Source organism: Actinoplanes sp. CA-015351 (genome assembly GCF_050955685.1).
In the GTDB taxonomy this organism is placed as follows: domain Bacteria; phylum Actinomycetota; class Actinomycetes; order Mycobacteriales; family Micromonosporaceae; genus Actinoplanes.
Genome location: NZ_CP192102.1, coordinates 2,037,979 through 2,057,624, shown reverse-complemented (window position 1 = coordinate 2,057,624; position 19,646 = coordinate 2,037,979). Strand labels below are relative to the sequence as shown.

Genomic DNA, 19,646 nt, shown 5'->3' with positions numbered 1-19,646 from the left:
GTGGTCAGGCGGTGGGCTCCTCCGGGCGGGATGAAATCATGCGGAACGCCGCGACGGCGTCCTCGACGGTCGGGTAGAAGTGCTCCGGATCGATCGTGCGGGTCAGGCCGTACCTGTCGATCTTCTCCCGGACCGGGCTCTTCATCTCCGCGAAGACCAGCGAGATCCCGGCCGCGTTCAGCTCCTCGTCCAGATCCTCCAGCATGTCCGCGGCCGTGGTGTCGACATCGGTGATCGGCTCGGCGGCCACCAGGATCCATTCCGGGGCGGGGTCGGTGTGTGCCAGATGCCGGACCTCCTCACGGAAGGTCCGGGCGTTCGCGAAGATCAGCGGCGCGTCGAAGCGGAACATCATCAGGCCCGGGATCTGGACGGCGTCCGGGAACTCGCGCAGGTCGTGGTAACCGTCCACACCGCCGGCCCGGCCCAGCACCGCCCGGTACGGCCACCACAGCCGCCGAAAGACGTTGAGCACCGACAGCACGACCGCGACCAGGATGCCGGGCAGCACGCCGAGCAGCGCGACGCCGAGGAAGGCCGCCACCGCCAGGGCGAACTCGATGCGCCGCTGCCGCCACAGCCGGCGCAGCCCGGCCGGGTCGGCAAGCGACAGTGACGCCGCGATCACCACGGCGGCCAGCATCGGCTGCGGCAGGTCCTCGAGCAGGCCCGGCGCCAGCACGAGCATCAGCGTGATCGCTCCGGCGCCGACCACGCCGGTGAGCTGGCTGCGGGCACCCGCGGTGAACGCCACCGCCGTACGCGATCCGCTGGTGCTGACCGGGAAACCCTGGAAGAAGCCGGACGCGATGTTGGCCGCCCCGATGCCGATCATCTCCTGGTTGCCGCGGACCTCCTGGCCGCTGCGCTCGGCGAACGCCGACGCCGTGGAGATCGTGTCGGTCACCGAGACCAGGGTGATGCCGAGCGCGCCGGCGGCCAGCAGACCCAGGTCCGACCAGGACACCGACGGGATGTCGAACGGCGGGAAACCCTGCGGCAGCGGGCCGACCACGTCGACGCCGTTGTCGGTCAGGCCGAGCAACGTGACCGCGGCGATCCCGCCGAGGACCGCGACCAGGATGCCCGGCACCTTCGGCACCCAGCGCTGGAGCAGCAGGATGACGAGCAGGCCGCCGGCGCCGATCGCGAGGGAGGCGGGCACGGTCTCCCCGGCGGCGACCCCGTGGACGAACCCGGTGGCCTCCGCGATCAGCCCGTCACCGTCGGTCGAGAACCCGAACAGTTTCGGCAGTTGTCCGATCAGGATGGTCAGTGCCAGGCCGTTGACGTAACCGAGCTGCGTCGGGTGGGACAGCAGGTCGGCGATGAAGCCGAGCTTGGCCGCGCCGGCCACCGTCATGAACAGACCGACCAGCAGGCCGAGCATCGAGGCCAGCGCGACCGCCTTGGCCGGGTCGCCGTCCGAGGCGGCGATCGGCAGGATCACCGCGGCGATCATCGGGCCGAGCGAGGAGTCCGGGCCGAGGACCAGGACCCGGGACGGGCCGAAGACCGCGTACGCGAGCAGGCACAGGATCGACGTGTACAGCCCGGTGATCGCGGGCAGGCCGGCCAGTTCGGCGTACGCCATGCCCTGCGGCACCAGCAGCGTGGTCAGGACGATGCCGGCCAGCACGTCTTTCGGCAGCCAGGCCGGCCGGTACTCGCGTGCGGCCGTCAGACCCGGGATCCAGTCCGCCGCTGCCATCCGCACTCCTCAAGAAGATCCGTCCCCAGAAGATCTGGCCTCAGAAATTCGCGACGGACGCCGCCCGAAGTTTTCGGGCGGCGTCCGGACGTGATCGAACGTTACCGCTGCGCGCCTCCGTGCAGTGCTTCCTGCAGCTCGGCTTCGGTCTCCTTGGACAGCGAGGACTTGATCACGGTGCCGCCGAACTTGCTCAGCGCCTCCACCGCCTTGTCCGGTGTGACCGCCTCGACGATGAGGAACAGGGCGGACGTGCCGGGCTGGAGCTCCTCGCGGATCCGGCTCTGGAACTCCTTGCTGATGGCGTTCTTGGTGAGCTTGCCGGTCAGCGCGCCCAGTCCGGCGCCGATCGCCATGCCCAGCACCGGGATGAAGAAGAGCATCCCGAAGAGCAGCCCCCAGAACATCCCCCAGGTGGTGCCGCCGGCGACGGGATGGTGGTTCGTCGTGACGTGGTACTTGCCCTGAGCATCTCGGATGATCACGGCGATCGCATCCGGCTGGATGATCAGGTCCTTCGCCAGCCGATCGGCTTCCAGCGACGCCGCCGTCGCCGTGGTCTCGTCGGGATACCCGATGGCGACCAGAGTTGACATCAGTGTTCTCCTCTCGTGCTGTGCCGCCGCGGCGCGGCACGGCGTCTGCAACCCAGTGAGCCATGACGGCGATCGGCTCTCCTCATTCCGCACGGATGACTTCCCGCGGCGGCCGCACACCGGCCTCCGGCGCTCCGCGCCGTTCATCCCCGCCGGACGAGGCATGGGTACGCGATCCGCGCGACCGTCGGAAGCCCAGCGAACGGCACGAAGAAGGAGCAGGTCATGGCTGAGCATTTCGAGATCCGGGTACGCGGCTTTCTCGGCCCGCTGATGCGGATGGCACTGCGCGGGCTGCGGTTCCGCACGATGCCGGCCCACAGCACGATCCTTGGCCGGCTCTCCGACCGCGACCTGGAACGGCTGCTCACCAGCCTGGACGACTCCGGCGTCGAGGTGGTCTGCCTGAGCCGCGTCCGCTGAGGAGTTCATTCGCCACGGATGGCGTGTCCGGCAGCCGCCGCGGAAGACGATCGGAGCTCCAGCCGCAACACCTCTGACTAGGAGATGGAGCATGACGGACACAGAGTCCAAACGGTCGTACGAGGATCCGCCGTACACGCCGGCCGGGCGGCATCAGCCCTCCGGATGGGTGGGGATGGTGGTGTTCGCCGGCGTCATGCTGTTGATGCTCGGCGGGTTCCAGATCGTGGAGGGACTCGTCGCGCTCTTCCGTGACGACTTCTACGTGACCACCAACGCCGGCCTGGTCATCCCGATGGACTTCAGCGCCTGGGGGTGGACCCACCTGATCATCGGCGGGATCACGCTCGGCACCGGCTTCGGCATCCTGTACGGACAGATGTGGGCTCGTGTGGTCGGCATCGTCATCGCCGTGTTCAGCGCACTGGCGAACCTGGCGTTCCTGCCCGCGTACCCGATCTGGTCCACCATCGTGATCGCCCTCGACGTCCTGGTCATCTACGCGCTCACCGTGCACGGCCGTGAGGTCCGGTACTGACGCCCGCCCGGGCAGGACCCTCCTCACGCGGGAGGTCCTGCCCCGTGGCGTCATTGTCCTGCTCGGAGCCGCCTGCATGGTCGTGGTGGTGGCCGGGATGCGTGGCGTCGCCGACCTGATCGGCCCGGTCTTCCTCGCGCTGATGCTGACCGTCACGGTCAGCCCGATCACCGGCTGGCTGCGGGGGCACGGCGCACCGGTCTGGGCGGCGGTGACCGCCATGATCATCACGGTCAACCTGATCCTGATCGGCCTCGGCGCCGCTCTCGCCGTCTCGGTGGCGCAACTGATCGACATGATGCCGCAGTACGCCGCCCAGTTCGCCGAGCTGCGCGACAGCCTGGTGCAGAGCCTCGGCGGGCTGGGGATCAGCGCGGCGCAGCTGCAGGACGCGGTGGCCGGAGCCGACCCGAACACCGTGGTCAATTTGATCGAAGGCCTGCTCGGCGGTCTCGCCGGCACCCTGTCGAGCACGTTCTTCCTGCTCGCCTGCCTGCTCTTCATGTGCCTCGACGCCGTGTCGTTCCCGGAACGGCTCCGGACGACGAACACCGAGCGCCCACAGGTCGTCAGCGCGTTCCGGTCGTTCGCTCAGGGCACCCGGCGGTACCTGTGGGTGTCCACCGTCTTCGGCCTGATCGTGGCGGTCATCGACACGCTGGCGCTCTGGGCCCTGGACGTGCCGCTGCCGCTGCTCTGGGGGCTGCTCTCGTTCATCACCAACTACATCCCCAACATCGGCTTCGTGGTCGGTCTGGTCCCGCCGGCCCTGCTCGGTCTGCTGCAGGGTGGCCTCGAGCTGATGCTGGCCGTGATCGCGCTCTACTGCGTGATCAATTTCGTCATCCAGTCGGTGATCCAGCCGAAGATCGTCGGCGACGCGGTCGGGCTCTCCGCCACCGTCTCATTCCTCTCCCTGATCTTCTGGGCCTGGGTCCTGGGCGGGCTCGGCGCTCTGCTGGCGATCCCGCTGACCCTGCTGGCCAAGGGCCTGCTGATCGACATCGATCCGGCCACCCGCTGGGTGAACGTCCTGCTCTCCAGCGAGTCACCGCACCCGCCCGAACCTTTGAGGAGCACGTCATGACCACGTTCACGGTATGGAAGTTCGATGATCCGGGACGCGCCGAACAGATGTCCCGGATCCTGCACGACGCCGCCGCCGACGGCCTGGTGAAGATCGTCGATTACGCGGTGGTCACCTGGCCGAAAGGCGCCGAGAAGCCGGAGACCCGGCACGAGCACTCGAGCACGTACCGGCACGCGGGCTGGGGCGCGTTCTGGGGCATCGTGATCGGTGGCCTCTTTCTGGTGCCGATCGCCGGCGGGGTGCTCGGCGCGGGCATCGGCGCGCTGGACAAGACCCTGCAGGGCACCGGCATCGGCCGCGACGAGCTGGAACGCATCCGCTCGCAGATCACCGAGGGCACGTCCGCGCTCTTCGTGGTGACCCGGGACGGCAACCTGGACCGGCTCGGCGAACGTTTCCACGGCCTGCACAGCAAACTGATCGCGACAAACCTGACCGAAGGCGAGGAGGAGATCCTTCTCGAGACGTTCGGGGATCACACGCGATGACGCGTACTCTCGAAAATCGCCATCCGGAGGCGCGCGCGGCAGCAGGCCGCGCCGCGCGCGAGGCCGCGCCGCTCAAGACGCACGCCGCCTGGTCGGCGGCGGACGACAGGGTGGACCCGATCGCGCTGCTCACCGCCGAGGAGGAGGATCGCGTCCCGGAGCTGCTGCCGATCCGGCACGCCCGGATGGCGGCCTCGGCACTCGCTTTCCTGCGCGGCTCGGCCGGGGTGATGGCCGCCGACCTCGCCGCGGCGCCGCACTCCGGGCTGATCACCCAGCTGTGCGGTGACGCACACATGTTCAACTTCGGGGTGTACGCCTCACCCGAGCGCCGTCTCGTGTTCGACCTCAACGACTTCGACGAGACCGCGCCCGGCCCGTTCGAGTGGGACGTGAAACGCCTGGTGACGAGCATCGCGCTGGCCGGCCGGGCGAACGGGTTCCGGCGCCGGGACCGCGCCGGTGCGGTCCGTTTCGCCGCCCGGCGGTACCGGGAGGCGATGGCGGAGTTCGCGGCGATGCGCGAACTGGACCTCTGGTACGCACGCGCCGACGTCGAGGAGCTACGGACCCAGTTCGGCGACCAGCTCGGCAAGAGCCGGCTGGCCCGGCTCACCAAGGCCGGCGCCAAGGCGCGCACCCGGACCAGCCTGCAGGCCTATCGCAAACTGACCACCGTGATCGACGGCGAGCGCCGGATCGTCGCCGATCCCCCGCTGCTGGTCCCGGTGCAGGACCTGATTCCGGACCTGGCCCGCAAGCAGCTGGAGAGCCAGATCCGTGGTCTGCTCGACGGTTTCCGGGACAGCCTGGCCGAGGACCGGCGGCGGCTGTTCGACGCGTTCGAGTTCGTCGACCTGGCTCGCAAGGTGGTCGGCGTCGGCAGTGTCGGAACCCGGTGCTGGATCGTGCTGCTGACCGGCCGGGACGACGAGGATCCGCTGTTGCTCCAGGTGAAGGAGGCCGGCCGATCGGTCCTGTCGTCCTCGGGAGATGACGGCGTGCCTGAGGGGCGGCGGGTGGTCGAAGGACAGCGGCTCATGCAGGCGGCCAGCGACATTTTCCTCGGCTGGCACCGGATCTCCGGCTTCGACGGCAAGACCCGCGACTTCTACGTGCGCCAGCTGCGCGACTGGAAGGGTGGCGCGGTGGTCGAGGAAATGGACCCGACCGGCATGCGCGTCTACGGTGGGCTCTGCGCGTGGACCCTGGCCCGGGCACACGCCCGATGCGGCGACCGGATCGCGATCGCCGCCTATCTCGGTTCGAGCGACAAGTTCGACGAGGCGCTCGTCTCGTACGCCGAGCTCTACGCGGACCAGGCCGAACGCGACCACGCGGCGTTCGCCGAGGCGGTCGAGGAGGGCCGGCTGAGCAGCCAGCCGGGCATCTGAGACGCCGGGGCGTCATATCGACAATGTGGCTACACCCATTGCGGGTGTAGCCACATCCGTAGTGGGCGTGGCGCCGAACTCACACTGTCGCCGCCGGCGGTCCGGCGGACCCGTTCTGGCGGGCGGTCAGCGTCACGGCGACCTCGAACGCCGCCAGCAGGATCACGATCACCAGCAGACCGGTCCAGGACGACCAGATCAGCGCGGCCAGCACCGCCACCACCACGCCGCCGATCCGCACCGGGTCGAGGTTGCGGTACACGAATCCGGGCCCGCGATCGGCCACCACCCGGGCGCCGCGCGTCGTACCCTGCCAGCCGGCCGCCGCACCGCGCCGGACCTGACCACGCAACCACACCGGAAGCCGTCCCGGCCCGGCAAGGTATCCGATCAGGGCCAGCAGCACACCGATGACGATCAGCTGGACACCGCGCTCCCGGAGCAGGCTGAACACGGTGGTCACGGTCGCATCGGCACCGTCTCGATAGACACCGCCGGGAACGGCTTCGAGGATTTCCCGCCGGACCGCCCGGAGCACGACAGTGATCGCCACCGCGGCGATCACCAGCCACAATCCCAGCTGGGCCATCGTCCGCCGGCGGCCGGGCGACACCACGAAAGCGGCGATCAACAAAACAAGTGTCAGGGCGACAAATCCCGCTAAATAGCGTTTCGCTGTGACTACTACCTGCTGCGCCTCGTACAGCTGCCCGGAATCGTAGACGGTGAACTGCGCGAAATTCGCCGGAAGCGTCACGCCCACCGCTTCCTCGATCCGCAACCGCAGATTGGCCGGGATCTCCCCACTGCTGAGGTCGGGCAACGTCACCGTCTTGCCGAACAGGGTGGGCAACTGCGCGCTCAACTCCCGCAGCACCTGATTGATCAGGGGCAACAGGTCGATCCGGACGCTGTCGCCGGCCGCCGTCACCACCTCGCTCCGGCCTTCCAGCACCGCCAGGGCGCGCTGATGGAGCTGCTGGTTCAGCGATACCCAGATCACCTGGAACCGGTCGCTGCCGAGCACGTTCTGCACGGTCTTGCGTACCTGCTCGCGGAGCTGCCCGGCGATCGGCCCGGCCACGAACGCCGCCTGCGCCGGCAACACCTCCCGCAGCCGCTGCTCCACGTCGACGACAGCGAAGACCTCGGTGGTGGCGTACTCGGCCACCGCCGCGTTGACCTTCGGATCCTCCGGCAGCGGCGCGACCGTCGCCACCCATCGATCGGTGTTCAGTGTCGTGCGCGCTGCCCACAGGCCCACGACGCTCGTCACCAGCGCGAACGCGGCCAGCGTGACAAGCACGGCGGCAAGGGCTGAGCGGATGGTCCGGGCCGTCCGCCGCTTCCGCGGACGTGCGTCCAATTGGGAACGCAACGCGGCCACCTCGGCCTTGAGGCGCAAGACCTCCGGATCATCGGGTACGGGATGAGCCTCACCAGCAGCGACCTGGGATCGCACGCCGGAGTCGTCAACCGGGATCGTCATGGCCCGACCCTCCTGGACCGCCGTGCACCACACCTCACCCGTCGCGGATGAACCAGCCGATCTGGCACTCGGTTCATCCGCGGCGGGTGAGCCAGCTCCAGCTCCGGTCCCGCACGCTGAGGCAATGGCATTCGGGCCGCTGGAACTGATGGTCTTGTCCTTCCCCGCCGACCAACTGAGCGACGGCGTCCGCGCGACGCTGAACCGGCTTGCCGCTGCCGGGGAGATGCGTGTGGTCGACGTTCTGGTGGTCCGCACCGATGCGGCCGGCGGCGCGTGCGCCGTGGAGCTGAGCGAGCTTCCGGGCCTGTGCGGCGACCGGATCCGGCTGGCCCGGCTGGCGACCGGTCTGATCACCGAATCGGACATCGACGAGGTGGCCTCGATGGTGGACGTACAGACCGATGCCCTCGCCGTGCTTCTGGAACACCGCTGGGTCCGCGACCTCGCGGGCCCGGTCGCCGCATCCCAGGGCAGCATCGTGGCGCTGACCCACATCTCCGGTGCTCCCGGGCACAGCCGCGTCCTGACCGGCACGACGATCTGAGGAGAACGATGGTTGACGAACTGCAAGAGATGGGCCCGATCGACTACCTGTGCGTGGAGTTCCCGGACGGCAGTCTGAAGGGCACCGCCTTCCCGCTCCTGCTCGATCTGGTGGATCGGCACATCATCCGGGTGCTCGACATCGCGTTCGTACGCAAGAACCTGGACGGTACGGTGACCGCGGTCGAGGGCCGCGACCTGGACTTCGACGAACTCAGCGCGTTCCACGGCGCGGCATCGGGGATGCTCGGCGGCGACGACCTCCGCGAGGTCGGCGCGGTGCTCACCGCCGGATCGGCCGCGGTCCTCCTGGTCTACGAGAACACCTGGGCGGCGCCGCTCGCCGTCACCCTGCGCCGCAACGGCGCCCAGCTCGTGGCCGGCGGCCGGATCCCGGTGCAGGCCCTGCTCGCGGCATTGGACGAGACCGAGTCGGCGTTCGTGCCGGCGGTCTCCGAACTCGGAAGGCGGTGACCGGCATGCCAGGTCTCCTGAGGGGAATGGCCCGGACCGCGGTCGTCGCCGGCACCGCGACGGCGGTCTCCAACCGCGTCTCCCGGCGTCAGGCGGGCCGCTGGTCCCGTCAGAACGAGGAAGAAGAGATGCGCCAGCAGTACGAGCAGCAACCGCAGTACGCGGCGCCGGCGCCCGCACCCGTCGCGGCCCCGCTGGACCCGACGAGCGCGAGGATCGAGCAGCTGCAGAAGCTCGGCGAGCTCAGGGCACAGGGTGTGCTGACCGACGCCGAGTTCGAGGCACAGAAGGCCCGCATCCTCAACCAGTGAGCGTCCCCGGACGCAGAGAACCGGCCACCGTGACGATGGCCGGTTCTCTCCGTCCGGAGCACCGGATCACCGGATGACCGGACGTGCTTCGTGCGAAGCCACCCTGATCACCGTGGTCCGGGCCACCTTGTCGTGCAGCCCCTGATGCCGGCGATCCACGATCAGCCAGAGCGCGAACACCGGGAGATACGCCAGCAACAGCCCCCGGACCAGGGCGGACACCCAGCCCACCGGCCGGCCGTCGGTCCGCACCACCCGCAGGCCGAGGATCGCCATTCCCGGCGTGCGCCCGGCGAGCATCCAGAACAGCGCGCAGTAGATCGCCATCACGGACGGCAGGAAGACCACGTAGGACGACACGACGATCCGGCTGAGCTCGCGCGCCTCGGCGCCGACGACCGACGCGATCATCACGACCACCGTCGCGGTGCCACCGGTCAGCAGGGCCACGAGGAACGCGTCGGCCGCGTACGCCATCGCCCGGCTGACCAGCCCTCCGTACCCGCTCACGTCGTTTCGGCGGTATCACCGCGCCGGGTCATCCGCAGCGTGAGGCGGTCCACGGCCGCGTCACCGGCCGCCGCGCCGGTGCGCACCCTGCCGACCATCTCACCGACAACCGTGTCGCGCTGCCCGCGTACCAGGCCACGTAACCGATCCGGCTCCTTCTCCAGGATCGCCAGCATCCGGTCCACCTGGACGTCGACGATCCGGTTCACCAACGGGTTCTCGGCGATCGCGGTCATCGCGGAGTCCACCGCGCGGCCCAGCGCGCCCTGTCCCCGTTGCCGTTCGGCCTCACCGCGCCGGCGTAACGCCGCCAGCAGTTCCTGGAGCTCACCGACCTGGGGACGCAGGGCCTCGCCCGGCCTGGCGGCAGCACGCAGCCTCTCCACCGCACCGGCCGTGCTCTCACCGGCGCGGATCGCGGCGCCGAGCGCCACGTCCCCGAATTGCTGCAAGCCGGGCATGCTCATCCTCTGCTCCCCACGGGACGGCGACGGTTGGCGATCGAGAACTCGGTCGCGCCTCTCAGCGGTACTGCTGCGGGTACGGGCGCGCGGCGGGCCGGGGCGGAATCAGGATGGTCGCGGATCGCGCCACCCCGGCGACCAGCGAACCGATCGCGATGCCGAGCAGCAGATTGAGCCCGGCCGTGTAGAACCGGACGGGCAGATCAGCGTCGGTCACGAACGGCGCCAGCACCGCCACGACCGTGCTCAGTCCGACGACCCAGCCGAAGAACCGCATCGGCCGTGGCGTGGTGACGATCAGCACGTGCGCCAGTCCGGTGGCGACCAGCGCGGCCAGGGCGGCGCCGAGCGCGTACCAGCCGGTGCTCGCGTCACCCCAGGTGCCCTCGCCCTTGGGCGCCAGCACGTCGATGTCGAAGAGGCCGCGGCCGAGCAGAATGCCGGCCACGGCGATCAGGGCGGCGACGGCGGCGGTCGCGGCGCCGCCGGCCCAGAGCTTGCCGCCGTTCACCACCGGGCGCGGCGTGGGATCGAGCGGTGCGTTCATGCCGGTCATGCCGTCCTCCGAAGCTCGGGGATACCAGCCCCGAGCTTCATCGCGAAGGTCACCGCACGCCTCATCCGGCGTGGATGAAACAACCGCCCGCTGAACGAATCCGGGTCCGGCCCCGTACTTGGTGGCGTTGGGGGCGGGACCGTCATCGAGGAGGAACAACCGTGGCACGGACCGGTATCGACACGTCGATCCTGCACAAGGGATCGCACAGCGCGTCTTACTTCGATCTGGCGCGAGCGGCCGGCGAGGGTGCGGAGATCGTCGACTTCTGCATCCCGTGCAACCCGTACTTCCCCACCCCGGAGATGTTCGACGAGCTCACCCGGGACCTGAAGAGCATCCTGAAGTACTACCCGAGCGACTCGGCCACCATCACGAAGAAGCTGGCCAGCGTGCTCAACCTGCACCCGCAGACGGTGGCGATGGCGAACGGCTCCACCGAGCTGATCACCTGGATCGACCACCTGCTGGTGAAGGAGAGCCTGGCGATCCCGATCCCGACCTTCGGCCGGTGGACCGACCAGCCGCTGGAGACCGGCAAGCGGGTGGACATGTTCCCGCTGCAGGAGCGTGACGGCTTCCGGCTCGACCTCGAGGAATATGTGGAGTTCATCCGGGAACGCAAATCCCGGGTCGCGGTGGTCTGCAACGTGAACAACCCGGACGGCAACTACCTGCCGCGGCGTGACGTGATCCGGTTCATGGACGCGCTCAGCGACCTCGATCTGGTCGTGATCGACGAGTCGTTCATCGACTTCTCCGACGCTGAGCGGTACCCCTCGGTCGGCCCGGACGCGGTGATCCGGCCGAACGCCGTGGTGCTGAAGAGTCTCGGCAAGAACTTCGGCCTGCACGGCATCCGCTTCGGGTACATGCTCGCCAACCCGGCCATCGCCGGGAAGATCGCAAAGATGCTGCCGAAGTGGAACCTCAACTCGCTCGCGGAAAAGGTCGTTCACATGATCTCCGACCACGAGATGGAGTACGAGGAGAGCCTGCGCCTGCTCAGCCGGGACCGCCGGTCGATGGCTCGCGAGCTGAGCCGCATCCCGGGCCTGACCGTCTTCCCGTCACAGGGCAACTTCTTCCTGGTGAAGCTGCCGACCGAGTGGTCCGGTGTCGCGTTGCGCGACTACCTGGTCGCCAACCACGGCATCATGACCCGTGAGTGCGGCAACAAGCTCGGCATGACCAGCCAGTTCATGCGCCTCGTGGTACGACCGACCGCCGACGTCGACCGGCTTGTCGACGGCATGATGGATTACGCCCAGCGCTTCCACAACCGCTCTGTCTACGACGCCGAGCCGATGGAGCAGGCCGGTCGCCGGTGGGCCGAATCCTCGTACGAGGAGCAGCCGGACAACCTGGTCCCGTACCCGGGCCGTCGCGACTCGGAGTACACGGCCCGCCGTGCTGCCGTGAGCTGACCCAACGCTCAGTTCGCCCCCTTTCCGGCCGATTAGTCCCTGGACGAATCGGTTCCGGGAAGGCGGGGGTATGACCTACCGCAGGTCGCTGGCGCGCACCGGGATCTTCGCGGTTGTCTACGCGCTCGCGACCTTCGCCGGGCGGGCCACCGTCATGGACGACGCCAACCTGAGCCTGGTCTGGCCGGCCGCCGGCGTGGCGGCGATCTGGTTCTGCCGGCAGCGGCACTCCCCGCTGCGCTGGGCGGACGCCGTGGCCCTCGGCCTGATCACGGTAGCGGTGAACACCGCGACCAAGGCCTCCGCGCCGATGGCCGTCATCTTCGTGGCCGCCAACCTGGCGCAGGCCTTCGTTTTCGTGAGCCTGATCGGCCGCTGGCGCCCCCGGCTCTGGGGCGCCGGCGGCACCGAGCCGCTGCGCAGCCCACCGGATCTGTGGGCGTTGATGGCCGCGGCGTTCGGAGCCACGGTGGCCGGCGCCGCGGTCGGCCCGTCGGTGGTCTGGCTGGTCACCGGTGCTTATTCGTGGACGACGACGTCGGTGTGGCTGTCCCGCAACACCGCGAGCATCCTGGTGGTCGGCGCGGTCGGGTTCTGCCTCGGCCCGTGGCTGACCCGCGGTCCGGCCGCGTGGCAGGACTCCCTCAGGTGGCTGAAGGGCGTTCCGGGCCGCAAGATCGCCGAGTACGCCGCCCTGATCGTCTGCTCGACAGCCGCCTATCTGGCCGGGTTCGCGTACAGCCACGGGCTTCCGCTGGCGTTTCTGCTGATCGGCGTCACGGTCTGGGCCGGCACCCGGCTGGCGACCTCCTTCGTGGTGATCCACAACCTGTTCGCCGGTGTCATCGTGGTGCTCTTCACGCTGGACGGGACCGGGCCGTTCGCGGACATCGGCAATCACGCGTCCCGGGCGGTCGTCGCCCAGCTCTTCGTGATGCTGACCGCCGTCATCGGGCTCTCCCTGGCCCTCGGCCGCGACGAGCGGTCCGCTCTGCTGGCCGAGCTCGCCGCCGAGAAGGCGGAGCTGGGCCAGCAGCGGGAACAGGCGTCCGAGCGCGCCGAGCTGCTCCGGGCGATCATCGACTCGACCGCGGACGGCCTCGCGGTGGTCGACGCCGACGGCCGGGTGACGCTGCGCAATCCGGCGGCCGTGCGGCTGCTCGGTGGTCAGACCAGCCCGGCCGGCGGCTTCTTCCACCTCGACGGCACGCCGCTGGAGAATCACGAGATGCCGCACACCCGGGCGCTCGCCGGCGAGGACCTGAACGACGTGCACATCCTGGTCCGCAACCCCGGCGTGCCGGAGGGCCGGGTGATCAGCGTCCGGGCCGCCGCGCTGGAGGACGGCGCCGGCCGGCGCAGCGCCGTGATCCTCTTCCACGACGCGACTGCTGAGCGCCGGCACCGCGACGAGCTGACCAACTTCGCCGGGGTGGTCGCGCACGACCTGCTCAACCCGGTCACCACGATCGAGGGTTTCAGCGACTTCGCCGGTGAGGCGCTCGCGGCCCTGCCGGACGGCCCGGAGGTCGACGAGGCGCGCGACGGTCTGGCCCGGGTGCACCGGGCGGCCGGCCGGATGCGGTTGCTGATCGACGGACTTCTCGCGTACACGACGGCTCGTGATGCGACGGTCGCGACCGTCCCGGTCGATCTGGGTCAGGTGGTCACCGAGGTGACCGTGGCCCGGCTGGACGCGGCGATCGCGGCCGGCCTGCCGGTGCCCCGGTTCACCGTGGGTGATCTGCCGACGGTGCAGGCCGACCCGGTCCTGATCCGGCAGCTGCTGGACAACCTGATCGGCAACGCGGTCAAGTACACCGCGCCGGGTGTGACGCCGGAGGTCACCGTCACCGCGGAGCCCGACGACGACCTGGTCCGGATCCGGATCGCGGACAACGGCATCGGTGTGCCGGCCGGGCAGCACGAGGCGATCTTCGGCAACTTCCACCGGGCCCATCCGACCGCCAAGTACGCCGGCACCGGCCTGGGCCTGGCCATCTGCAAACGCATCGTGGAACGGCACGGCGGCACGATCGGCGCCGATGACGACCCGGGCGGCGGATCGATATTCACATTCACGATCCCGCCCGTTCCCGGATCCGCTCAGGTCAGCTTTTCCCGGGCCGAAGAGCAGTCGTGGGGGGATCCGCTCCGATGATGAAAGACCCGGACGAACTGGCCAGGCTGGCCGCTCTCCGGTCGTACCAGGTTCTCGACCGGCCTCGTCCCGTGGTCCTCGACGACCTCACCCGCCTCGCGGCGGGCATGTTCGACACCCCGATCTCCGCGGTATCGCTGATCGACGAGGACCGGCAGTGGTTCGCCGGCCGGGTCGGGCTGGCCGAGGAGCAGACCCCGCTCGACGTGTCGTTCTGCGCGCACGTCGTGCCGGCCCGGGCGCCGCTGATCGTTCCGGACGCCACCCGGGACTCCCGCTTCGCGGACTACGCCAACGTGGCCGGTGAGCCGGGCATCCGGTTTTACGCCGGTGCCCCGGTGATCGACGAGGACGGTCACGTGCTGGGCGCCATGTGCGTCGTCGACACCCTGCCGCACGATGTCAGCGACCGCCAGGTGGACAACCTGGTCACGTTCGCGAAGCAGGCCGCCGGGCACCTGTCCGCGGTCCGCGGCCGGATGCGGATGGCCGACCTCGGCGACGAGCTGGCCCGCGCGGCGCTGCGCGAGGAGGACCTGGTCGCCACGATCACCCACGAGCTGCGTACGCCGGTCGCGATCATCCAGGGCTATCTGGAGATCCTCGGCGACCAGGAGGGTCTCGCGGACTATCGCGGGCTGATCGAGCCGATCCACCGCAACGGCCGGCGTCTCGTCGACATGGTCGACCACATCCTGTCCGGCACCCGGCCCGGGGAGGCGCCACTTCCGGCGCCCGCCGACTCGGCCGGCACTGTCGATCTGAGCACGGTGGTGGCGGCCGCGATCGCGTCCTGCCGCCCGCTGATCCTGCTGCGCGGCGGCCCGGTCGACGTAGCGGCGTACGAACCGATCCCGGTCCGCGCCGATCTCGCCCGCCTCGCCCACGCGGTCGAGCAGTTGCTCCGCAACGCGCTCTTCTTCACCCCATCGGAAAAACCGATCATGGTACGCATAGAGGCCGCACCCCGACCGGCCATCGAGGTCCGTGACGGCGGCGTCGGCATCCCGGCCGACGAGCTGCCGCTGATCTTCGACCGGTTCTACCGCGGCCGGTACGCCCGGGAGCTGGCCGTGCCCGGCGTGGGACTGGGGCTGACCATCGCCCGCAACATCGTGCGGGCACATCACGGCGATCTGGTCGTGCTCAACACAACGGACGGTGTCAGCGCCCGGATCTCGCTGCCCGGCGCCCGCTGAGGATCCGGCGTGCACCGTTACGGTGAGCAGATGGACCCGCCCGGCGCGATGAGCCTCGGCGATGTCGTCGAGGAGATCCTTCGCCGCTTGGGCGAGCAGAACAAGGTCGTTCCTGACTACATCGTCCGCGACGCCGTGGAGGCCGCGCTGGGACGGCGGTTCCCGGAGGCGGCGCTGAGCGACATCCGGATCCCGGCCGGCATCGCCGGTGAGCTGATCGACGGTTTCTGCGCCGGGGCCACCGCCACCGAGGACGACGCGGCCACCATGCCCGCGGTGCTCAGCGGCGACGAGACCGGACGGCTGGTCACCGCCCTCGGTCTTGCCGTACACGTGGCCGCCTTCAACCTGGACCGGGACCGCCTGCATGTCGCCCAGATCTTGAACGGCGCCGCTGCGGCGCTGGTGGCGCTCGGCGCCGCCGAGCGCGCGGCGCACGCCGACGGCACCTCCGCGGTGCTGCTCTCACCCGCGACGCTGCGCACGGTACGCACCACAGCCGCCGGCGTGCTCCAAGGCATCGACCATCGGGGCTGGCAGGCCCGCCATCTCGACCAGGACGCCACCCATGCCCTGTTCACCGGGGTTCTCACCATGCTGGGCGCGGTCCCGTAAGGGCTAAGAACAACCGGATCGCAACCGATCTGATCCTCGTGGCTGAACCGCGGCGCCGGGTGCGCGACCCCGAGCGTGTGGCCGCCGTTCGTGGCACCGGCGTGCTCGACATGCCGGAGCCGCCCGGCCTGGGTCGGCTGACCCGCCTCGCGAGCCGGCTGCTCGGCAGTCCGACCGCGCTGGTGTCGCTGGTCCTCGACGACAGGCAGGTCTTCGCCAGCCAGGTCGGCCTGCCGCAGCCGTGGGCCGATCTCGGGCAGACCCCGCTGTCGCACTCGTTCTGCCAGCACGTCGTGGACGACGACGCCCCTCTCGTGGTCAGCGACGCGCGCCTGGTCGACCGGCTCAAGGACAACCTCGCCATCCCGGAGATCGGCGTGATCGCGTACGCCGGGATGCCGATCCGGGTGGACGGGGAGGTGCTCGGCTCGTTCTGCGCCATCGACGGCAAGCCCCGGGATTGGTCGGCGGAGGACCTGGCCGTCCTGCAGGATCTCGCGGCGGCCGTCGGGACCGAGATCGAGCTGGTCCGGGCGGCTCGGAACGCCGAGGAGACCTCAGCGGTGGTCCGGCGGATCCTGGAGGTGTCGCAGGACGCGTACATCGCGATCGACGCGGACGGCCACGTCGTGGAGTGGAATCCGGCGGCCGCGAAGCTGTTCGGGCGTACCCGGCAGGAGGCCGTGGGCGAGGACCTGGCGCCGCTGATCATCCCCGAGGAGTACCGGGACGCGCACTACGGAGGCCTCACCCGGGTACGCACCACCGGCGAGTCGAAGCTGGCCGGGCAGCGCATCGAACTCCCAGCGATCGACCGGGAAGGCCGGCGGTTCCCGGTCGAGTTCACCCTGCAGGCCACCCGGCACAGCGGACGGCTCGTCTTCCACGCCTTCCTGCACGACATCAGCGCACGTCACGCCGTGGAGATCGAGCTGCGCCGGCAGGCCGAGCTGATCGACGCGGCCCCGGCCGCGATCATCGTGCGTGCCCCGGACGGAACCATCCGCTTCTGGAACACCGGCGCCGAGCAGATGTACGGGTGGCCGGCCGCGGCCGCTCGTGGCCGCAACATCCATCGTCTGCTCGCCACGGTCTTCCCCGGTAGCGCCGCCGCGGTCGAGCGGGCCCTCGCCGCGAACGGCCGATGGGAAGGTGAAGTGACCCACCGCCGCTCCGACGGGCGGTCCATCGTGGTGCTGAGCCGGCACGTGCTCCGGCCCGACTCAGGCGGCGCGGGCCACGAGGTGATCGAGACGAGCACCGACATCACCGGCCGGCGGCACGCCGAGGAGCGGCTCGCGGCGAGCGAGCGGCAGTTCCGGGTGCAGTTCCACCAGTCCACCGTCGGCCAGGCCATCGTCGGGCTGGACGGCCTGGTCCAGCACGTGAACGAGGCGTACGCCCGGATGATCGGGTACTCGCCGGAGCAGCTGATCGGCCGCCGCAACGAGGACTACACCCACCCGGACGACAGGGCCGAGGGCACGCTGATGACAGCCCGCCTCTTCGCCGGGGAGCAGGAGTCGTACGAACGCACCAAACGCCTGGTCCATGCCGACGGGCACCTGGTCGACGTGCACATCGGCGTACGCCTGGTCCGTGACGCGGACGGCGTGCCGGTGAACCTGATCGGCGTCATCCAGGACGTCACCGAACAGTTGCGTGCCCAGCGGGAACGCGACGCCGCCGAGGCCGTGCTGGCCGAGCGCAACAACCAGCTGGAGCTGGCGAACGGTGAGCTGCAACGCGCCAACCTGCTCAAGCTCGACCTCATGGGGATGCTCTCGCACGACATCGGCACGCCGCTCACGTCGATCATCGGGTACGGCGAGCTGCTCGTGGAGAGCGATCTGCCGAAGCCCCTCGAAGCATCCACCGCGAAGATCATGAGCGCCGCCCGGCGGATCGACGAGCTGCGGCACAACGTGCTGTCGATGTGCACGCTCAGTGAGACCCGGTTGCGCACCGATCGGCACCGGGTACGCCTCGCCGAGGCGCTGCGCGACGCGCTGGACGCCGCCGATCAGCAGGTGCCGCTCTCCTGCCCGCCGTCGGCGGAGGTGCTGGTCAACCCGGCACACCTGCGGCAGATCGTGGTCAACTTCCTGAGCAACGCGGGCAAGTACGGCGGCGGGGCGACCGCGATCGAGGTGACGACCGCGGAGCTGTCCACCCGGATCGCGGTGCACGACCGGGGTCCCGGGGTCCCGGAGGAGCTGCGGGCCCACCTGTTCGAGCGGTACACCCGGGCCGGCGACAACGGCGCCGAGGGCCACGGGCTGGGACTGCACATCGTGGCGAGCCTGGCCGAGGCGAATGGTGGCTCGGTCGGTTACCAGCCCGGTGACCCGGCCGGCAGCGTCTTCTGCCTGACCCTGGAAAGCGCCTGACCCTGGAAAGCGCCTGACCCTGGGGAGGGCTGGCGCTTCACCAGGTGTCCGGCCTCCGGAAGGACGCCGGCAGCTCGATGGTGACGGTGGTGCCGTGGCCCGGCTCGCCGTCGATGCGCAGCACGCCGTCGTGCCCGTCGACGATCGCCTTGACGATCGTCAGGCCCAGACCGGCGCCCTGCACCTCGGCACTTTCCGCGGAGCCGGCCCGCCGGAACGGCGCGAGCACCCGGCTCCGATCGGTCGGGCTGATGCCGGCGCCGGTGTCGCGTACCCACAGCTCGGCCCGGCCGTCGTGGCTGGTCGCGCCGACGGTGATGGCACCGCAGGCGGTGAACTTGACCGCGTTGAGAACGAGCCGGGCCAGGGCCTGGCCGATCCGGACGGCGTCCACGTCGGCGAGGACCGGCCCGTCGGCCTGGACCGTCACGGACAGGCCCTTCGCGGCGATCAGCGCCTCGTTCTGCCGGACCGCGGTGGCGGCCAGGTCGGCCAGGTCGGTGGGTCGCCTGTGGAAGGCCCGGTCGCCCGCCCCGGCCTGCGCGGCGAGAAGCATGTCGTCGACCAGGTTGAGCAGCCGGTCGGAGTTGCGCTGAACCCGGGCCAGGAAGCCGTCCCGGGTCTCGGCCGGCAGCTCCGGGTCGCCGAGGACCTCCAGATATCCGTGGATCGAGCTGAGCGGCGTACGCAACTCGTGGGTGACCCGGGAGATGAACTCGTCCTTGACCTCCTCGGCGGCGCGCAGCCGCTCGGTGAGGTCACGCATGTCCCGGGCGTACCGCCGCAGCTCCATCTGCGAGACGACGTGCCGGGCCAGTGCTCGCAGGCTCTGACACTGCTCGGCGGTGAGCTCACCGGGTTCCTGGCCGACCACGCAGAGCGTGCCGAGCGGCTGCCCGGACGGCGAGACCAGCGGTGCGCCGGCGTAGAACCGGACGTGCGGCACGCCGATGACGGTCGGGTGCCCGGCGAACCGAGGGTCGAGCACGGCGTCCAGGACCTGCATGACCTCGTCACCCTCGATCGCCCGCTCGCACATCGAGCCGGCCAGCGGGGTCTCGGTGATGTCGTGGCCGAACCGGGCCTTGAACCACAGGCGGTCACCGTCGACGAGGCTGATCGCCGCCATCGGCGTCCCGCACAGCTGGGCCGCGAGGGCCGCGATGTCGTCGAAGTCGTCCTCGACCGGGGTGTCCAGGATCTGGTACACGTCCGTCAACTCGGCCCTCCTTCGCCCATCACAACGTGCTGCTGTCTCATTCAA

Annotated in this window: 20 protein-coding genes; 13 read left to right on the top strand and 7 right to left on the bottom strand. The window is 70.0% G+C overall.

Annotated features, from left to right (window positions below; genetic code table 11):
• Window positions 1-4: 4 nt before the first annotated feature.
• A complete protein-coding gene (locus ACQP2E_RS09345; protein WP_433829872.1) occupies window positions 5-1,711 on the bottom strand; it encodes a SulP family inorganic anion transporter in 1,707 nt (568 codons plus the stop codon).
• A 101-nt stretch (window positions 1,712-1,812) separates the two neighbouring features.
• Window positions 1,813-2,307, bottom strand: coding sequence for a DUF1269 domain-containing protein (locus tag ACQP2E_RS09340; RefSeq protein ID WP_433829870.1), 495 nt, complete (start codon window positions 2,305-2,307; stop codon window positions 1,813-1,815).
• Window positions 2,308-2,532: 225 nt separating this feature from the next.
• On the opposite strand from ACQP2E_RS09340, the gene ACQP2E_RS09335 reads away from it, so the two are divergent.
• From ACQP2E_RS09335 to ACQP2E_RS09315, 5 genes are all read left to right on the top strand, one after another.
• Window positions 2,533-2,730: a hypothetical protein gene (locus ACQP2E_RS09335; protein ID WP_433829868.1), complete on the top strand. Its 198-nt coding sequence runs from the start codon at window positions 2,533-2,535 to the stop codon at window positions 2,728-2,730.
• Window positions 2,731-2,821: 91 nt separating this feature from the next.
• The gene (locus ACQP2E_RS09330; protein ID WP_433829866.1) at window positions 2,822-3,268 is read left to right on the top strand and encodes a DUF7144 family membrane protein; all 447 of its coding nucleotides are present in this window, start codon (window positions 2,822-2,824) and stop codon (window positions 3,266-3,268) included.
• On the top strand, window positions 3,252-4,355 hold the full coding sequence (locus ACQP2E_RS09325) for an AI-2E family transporter (protein ID WP_433829864.1): 1,104 nt from the start codon (window positions 3,252-3,254) through the stop codon (window positions 4,353-4,355). Before ACQP2E_RS09330 ends, ACQP2E_RS09325 begins: the two co-directional genes overlap by 17 nt.
• Window positions 4,352-4,846 (top strand): DUF1269 domain-containing protein, encoded by a 495-nt coding sequence (locus tag ACQP2E_RS09320; protein WP_433829862.1) that lies wholly within the window; start codon window positions 4,352-4,354, stop codon window positions 4,844-4,846. Before ACQP2E_RS09325 ends, ACQP2E_RS09320 begins: the two co-directional genes overlap by 4 nt.
• Window positions 4,843-6,240: a DUF2252 domain-containing protein gene (locus ACQP2E_RS09315; RefSeq protein WP_433829860.1), complete on the top strand. Its 1,398-nt coding sequence runs from the start codon at window positions 4,843-4,845 to the stop codon at window positions 6,238-6,240. The genes ACQP2E_RS09320 and ACQP2E_RS09315 overlap by 4 nt, the downstream gene beginning before the upstream one ends.
• 79 nt (window positions 6,241-6,319) lie before the next feature.
• Here ACQP2E_RS09315 and ACQP2E_RS09310 read toward each other — a convergent pair whose 3' ends face one another.
• Window positions 6,320-7,729: a hypothetical protein gene (locus ACQP2E_RS09310; protein WP_433829858.1), complete on the bottom strand. Its 1,410-nt coding sequence runs from the start codon at window positions 7,727-7,729 to the stop codon at window positions 6,320-6,322.
• A 124-nt stretch (window positions 7,730-7,853) separates the two neighbouring features.
• Here ACQP2E_RS09310 and ACQP2E_RS09305 point away from each other — a divergent pair, with 124 nt between their 5' ends.
• Genes ACQP2E_RS09305 through ACQP2E_RS09295 form a run of 3 tightly spaced genes read left to right on the top strand, consistent with a single transcriptional unit; the run spans window position 7,854 to window position 9,060 of the window.
• On the top strand, window positions 7,854-8,276 hold the full coding sequence (locus tag ACQP2E_RS09305) for a DUF6325 family protein (protein WP_433829856.1): 423 nt from the start codon (window positions 7,854-7,856) through the stop codon (window positions 8,274-8,276).
• 8 nt (window positions 8,277-8,284) lie between these two features.
• Window positions 8,285-8,749 carry a DUF6325 family protein gene (locus ACQP2E_RS09300; RefSeq protein ID WP_433829854.1) on the top strand — a complete coding sequence of 155 codons (465 nt, stop codon included), beginning with the start codon at window positions 8,285-8,287 and terminating at the stop codon, window positions 8,747-8,749.
• 5 nt (window positions 8,750-8,754) lie between these two features.
• Window positions 8,755-9,060: an SHOCT domain-containing protein gene (locus ACQP2E_RS09295; RefSeq protein WP_433829852.1), complete on the top strand. Its 306-nt coding sequence runs from the start codon at window positions 8,755-8,757 to the stop codon at window positions 9,058-9,060.
• A 66-nt stretch (window positions 9,061-9,126) separates the two neighbouring features.
• Here the strand turns inward: ACQP2E_RS09295 and ACQP2E_RS09290 are convergent, their stop codons facing one another.
• The 3 genes from ACQP2E_RS09290 to ACQP2E_RS09280 are packed head-to-tail and all read right to left on the bottom strand — an operon-like array spanning window position 9,127 to window position 10,590.
• Complete coding sequence (locus ACQP2E_RS09290) at window positions 9,127-9,570, bottom strand: RDD family protein (protein ID WP_433829850.1); 444 nt, start codon at window positions 9,568-9,570, stop codon at window positions 9,127-9,129.
• Window positions 9,567-10,037 (bottom strand): hypothetical protein, encoded by a 471-nt coding sequence (locus ACQP2E_RS09285; RefSeq protein WP_433829848.1) that lies wholly within the window; start codon window positions 10,035-10,037, stop codon window positions 9,567-9,569. The genes ACQP2E_RS09290 and ACQP2E_RS09285 overlap by 4 nt, the downstream gene beginning before the upstream one ends.
• 55 nt (window positions 10,038-10,092) lie before the next feature.
• Entirely contained in the window at window positions 10,093-10,590 is a 498-nt protein-coding gene (locus ACQP2E_RS09280) for a DUF6069 family protein (RefSeq protein WP_433829846.1), read from the bottom strand.
• A gap of 161 nt (window positions 10,591-10,751) precedes the next feature.
• Here ACQP2E_RS09280 and ACQP2E_RS09275 point away from each other — a divergent pair, with 161 nt between their 5' ends.
• From ACQP2E_RS09275 to ACQP2E_RS09255, 5 genes are all read left to right on the top strand, one after another.
• Window positions 10,752-12,017, top strand: a complete 1,266-nt coding sequence (locus tag ACQP2E_RS09275) for a pyridoxal phosphate-dependent aminotransferase (RefSeq protein ID WP_433829844.1) — start codon at window positions 10,752-10,754, stop codon at window positions 12,015-12,017.
• A gap of 70 nt (window positions 12,018-12,087) precedes the next feature.
• Window positions 12,088-14,178 carry an ATP-binding protein gene (locus ACQP2E_RS09270; protein ID WP_433829842.1) on the top strand — a complete coding sequence of 697 codons (2,091 nt, stop codon included), beginning with the start codon at window positions 12,088-12,090 and terminating at the stop codon, window positions 14,176-14,178.
• Entirely contained in the window at window positions 14,175-15,377 is a 1,203-nt protein-coding gene (locus ACQP2E_RS09265) for a GAF domain-containing sensor histidine kinase (protein WP_433829840.1), read from the top strand. The genes ACQP2E_RS09270 and ACQP2E_RS09265 overlap by 4 nt, the downstream gene beginning before the upstream one ends.
• Window positions 15,378-15,386: 9 nt before the next feature.
• Window positions 15,387-15,992, top strand: a complete 606-nt coding sequence (locus ACQP2E_RS09260; protein ID WP_433829838.1) for a hypothetical protein — start codon at window positions 15,387-15,389, stop codon at window positions 15,990-15,992.
• Between the two features lie 38 nt (window positions 15,993-16,030).
• A complete protein-coding gene (locus ACQP2E_RS09255; protein WP_433829836.1) occupies window positions 16,031-18,382 on the top strand; it encodes a PAS domain S-box protein in 2,352 nt (783 codons plus the stop codon).
• Between the two features lie 37 nt (window positions 18,383-18,419).
• On the opposite strand, the gene ACQP2E_RS09250 is transcribed toward ACQP2E_RS09255, so the two are convergent.
• Window positions 18,420-19,592: a GAF domain-containing sensor histidine kinase gene (locus ACQP2E_RS09250; protein ID WP_433833858.1), complete on the bottom strand. Its 1,173-nt coding sequence runs from the start codon at window positions 19,590-19,592 to the stop codon at window positions 18,420-18,422.
• Window positions 19,593-19,646: the final 54 nt, after the last annotated feature.

Bases quoted from the DNA above. Each gene is read 5' to 3' on its own strand.
- ACQP2E_RS09315 (WP_433829860.1), top strand. From the start codon at position 4,843: ATGACGCGTACTCTCGAAAATCGCCATCCGGAGGCGCGCGCGGCAGCA.
- ACQP2E_RS09265 (WP_433829840.1), top strand. From the start codon at position 14,175: ATGATGAAAGACCCGGACGAACTGGCCAGGCTGGCCGCTCTCCGGTCG.
- ACQP2E_RS09300 (WP_433829854.1), top strand. From the start codon at position 8,285: ATGGTTGACGAACTGCAAGAGATGGGCCCGATCGACTACCTGTGCGTG.
- ACQP2E_RS09330 (WP_433829866.1), top strand. From the start codon at position 2,822: ATGACGGACACAGAGTCCAAACGGTCGTACGAGGATCCGCCGTACACG.
- ACQP2E_RS09310 (WP_433829858.1), bottom strand. From the start codon at position 7,729: ATGACGATCCCGGTTGACGACTCCGGCGTGCGATCCCAGGTCGCTGCT.
- ACQP2E_RS09320 (WP_433829862.1), top strand. From the start codon at position 4,352: ATGACCACGTTCACGGTATGGAAGTTCGATGATCCGGGACGCGCCGAA.
- ACQP2E_RS09280 (WP_433829846.1), bottom strand. From the start codon at position 10,590: ATGACCGGCATGAACGCACCGCTCGATCCCACGCCGCGCCCGGTGGTG.
- ACQP2E_RS09305 (WP_433829856.1), top strand. From the start codon at position 7,854: ATGGCATTCGGGCCGCTGGAACTGATGGTCTTGTCCTTCCCCGCCGAC.
- ACQP2E_RS09340 (WP_433829870.1), bottom strand. From the start codon at position 2,307: ATGTCAACTCTGGTCGCCATCGGGTATCCCGACGAGACCACGGCGACG.
- ACQP2E_RS09285 (WP_433829848.1), bottom strand. From the start codon at position 10,037: ATGAGCATGCCCGGCTTGCAGCAATTCGGGGACGTGGCGCTCGGCGCC.
- ACQP2E_RS09295 (WP_433829852.1), top strand. From the start codon at position 8,755: ATGCCAGGTCTCCTGAGGGGAATGGCCCGGACCGCGGTCGTCGCCGGC.
- ACQP2E_RS09335 (WP_433829868.1), top strand. From the start codon at position 2,533: ATGGCTGAGCATTTCGAGATCCGGGTACGCGGCTTTCTCGGCCCGCTG.
- ACQP2E_RS09270 (WP_433829842.1), top strand. From the start codon at position 12,088: ATGACCTACCGCAGGTCGCTGGCGCGCACCGGGATCTTCGCGGTTGTC.
- ACQP2E_RS09345 (WP_433829872.1), bottom strand. From the start codon at position 1,711: ATGGCAGCGGCGGACTGGATCCCGGGTCTGACGGCCGCACGCGAGTAC.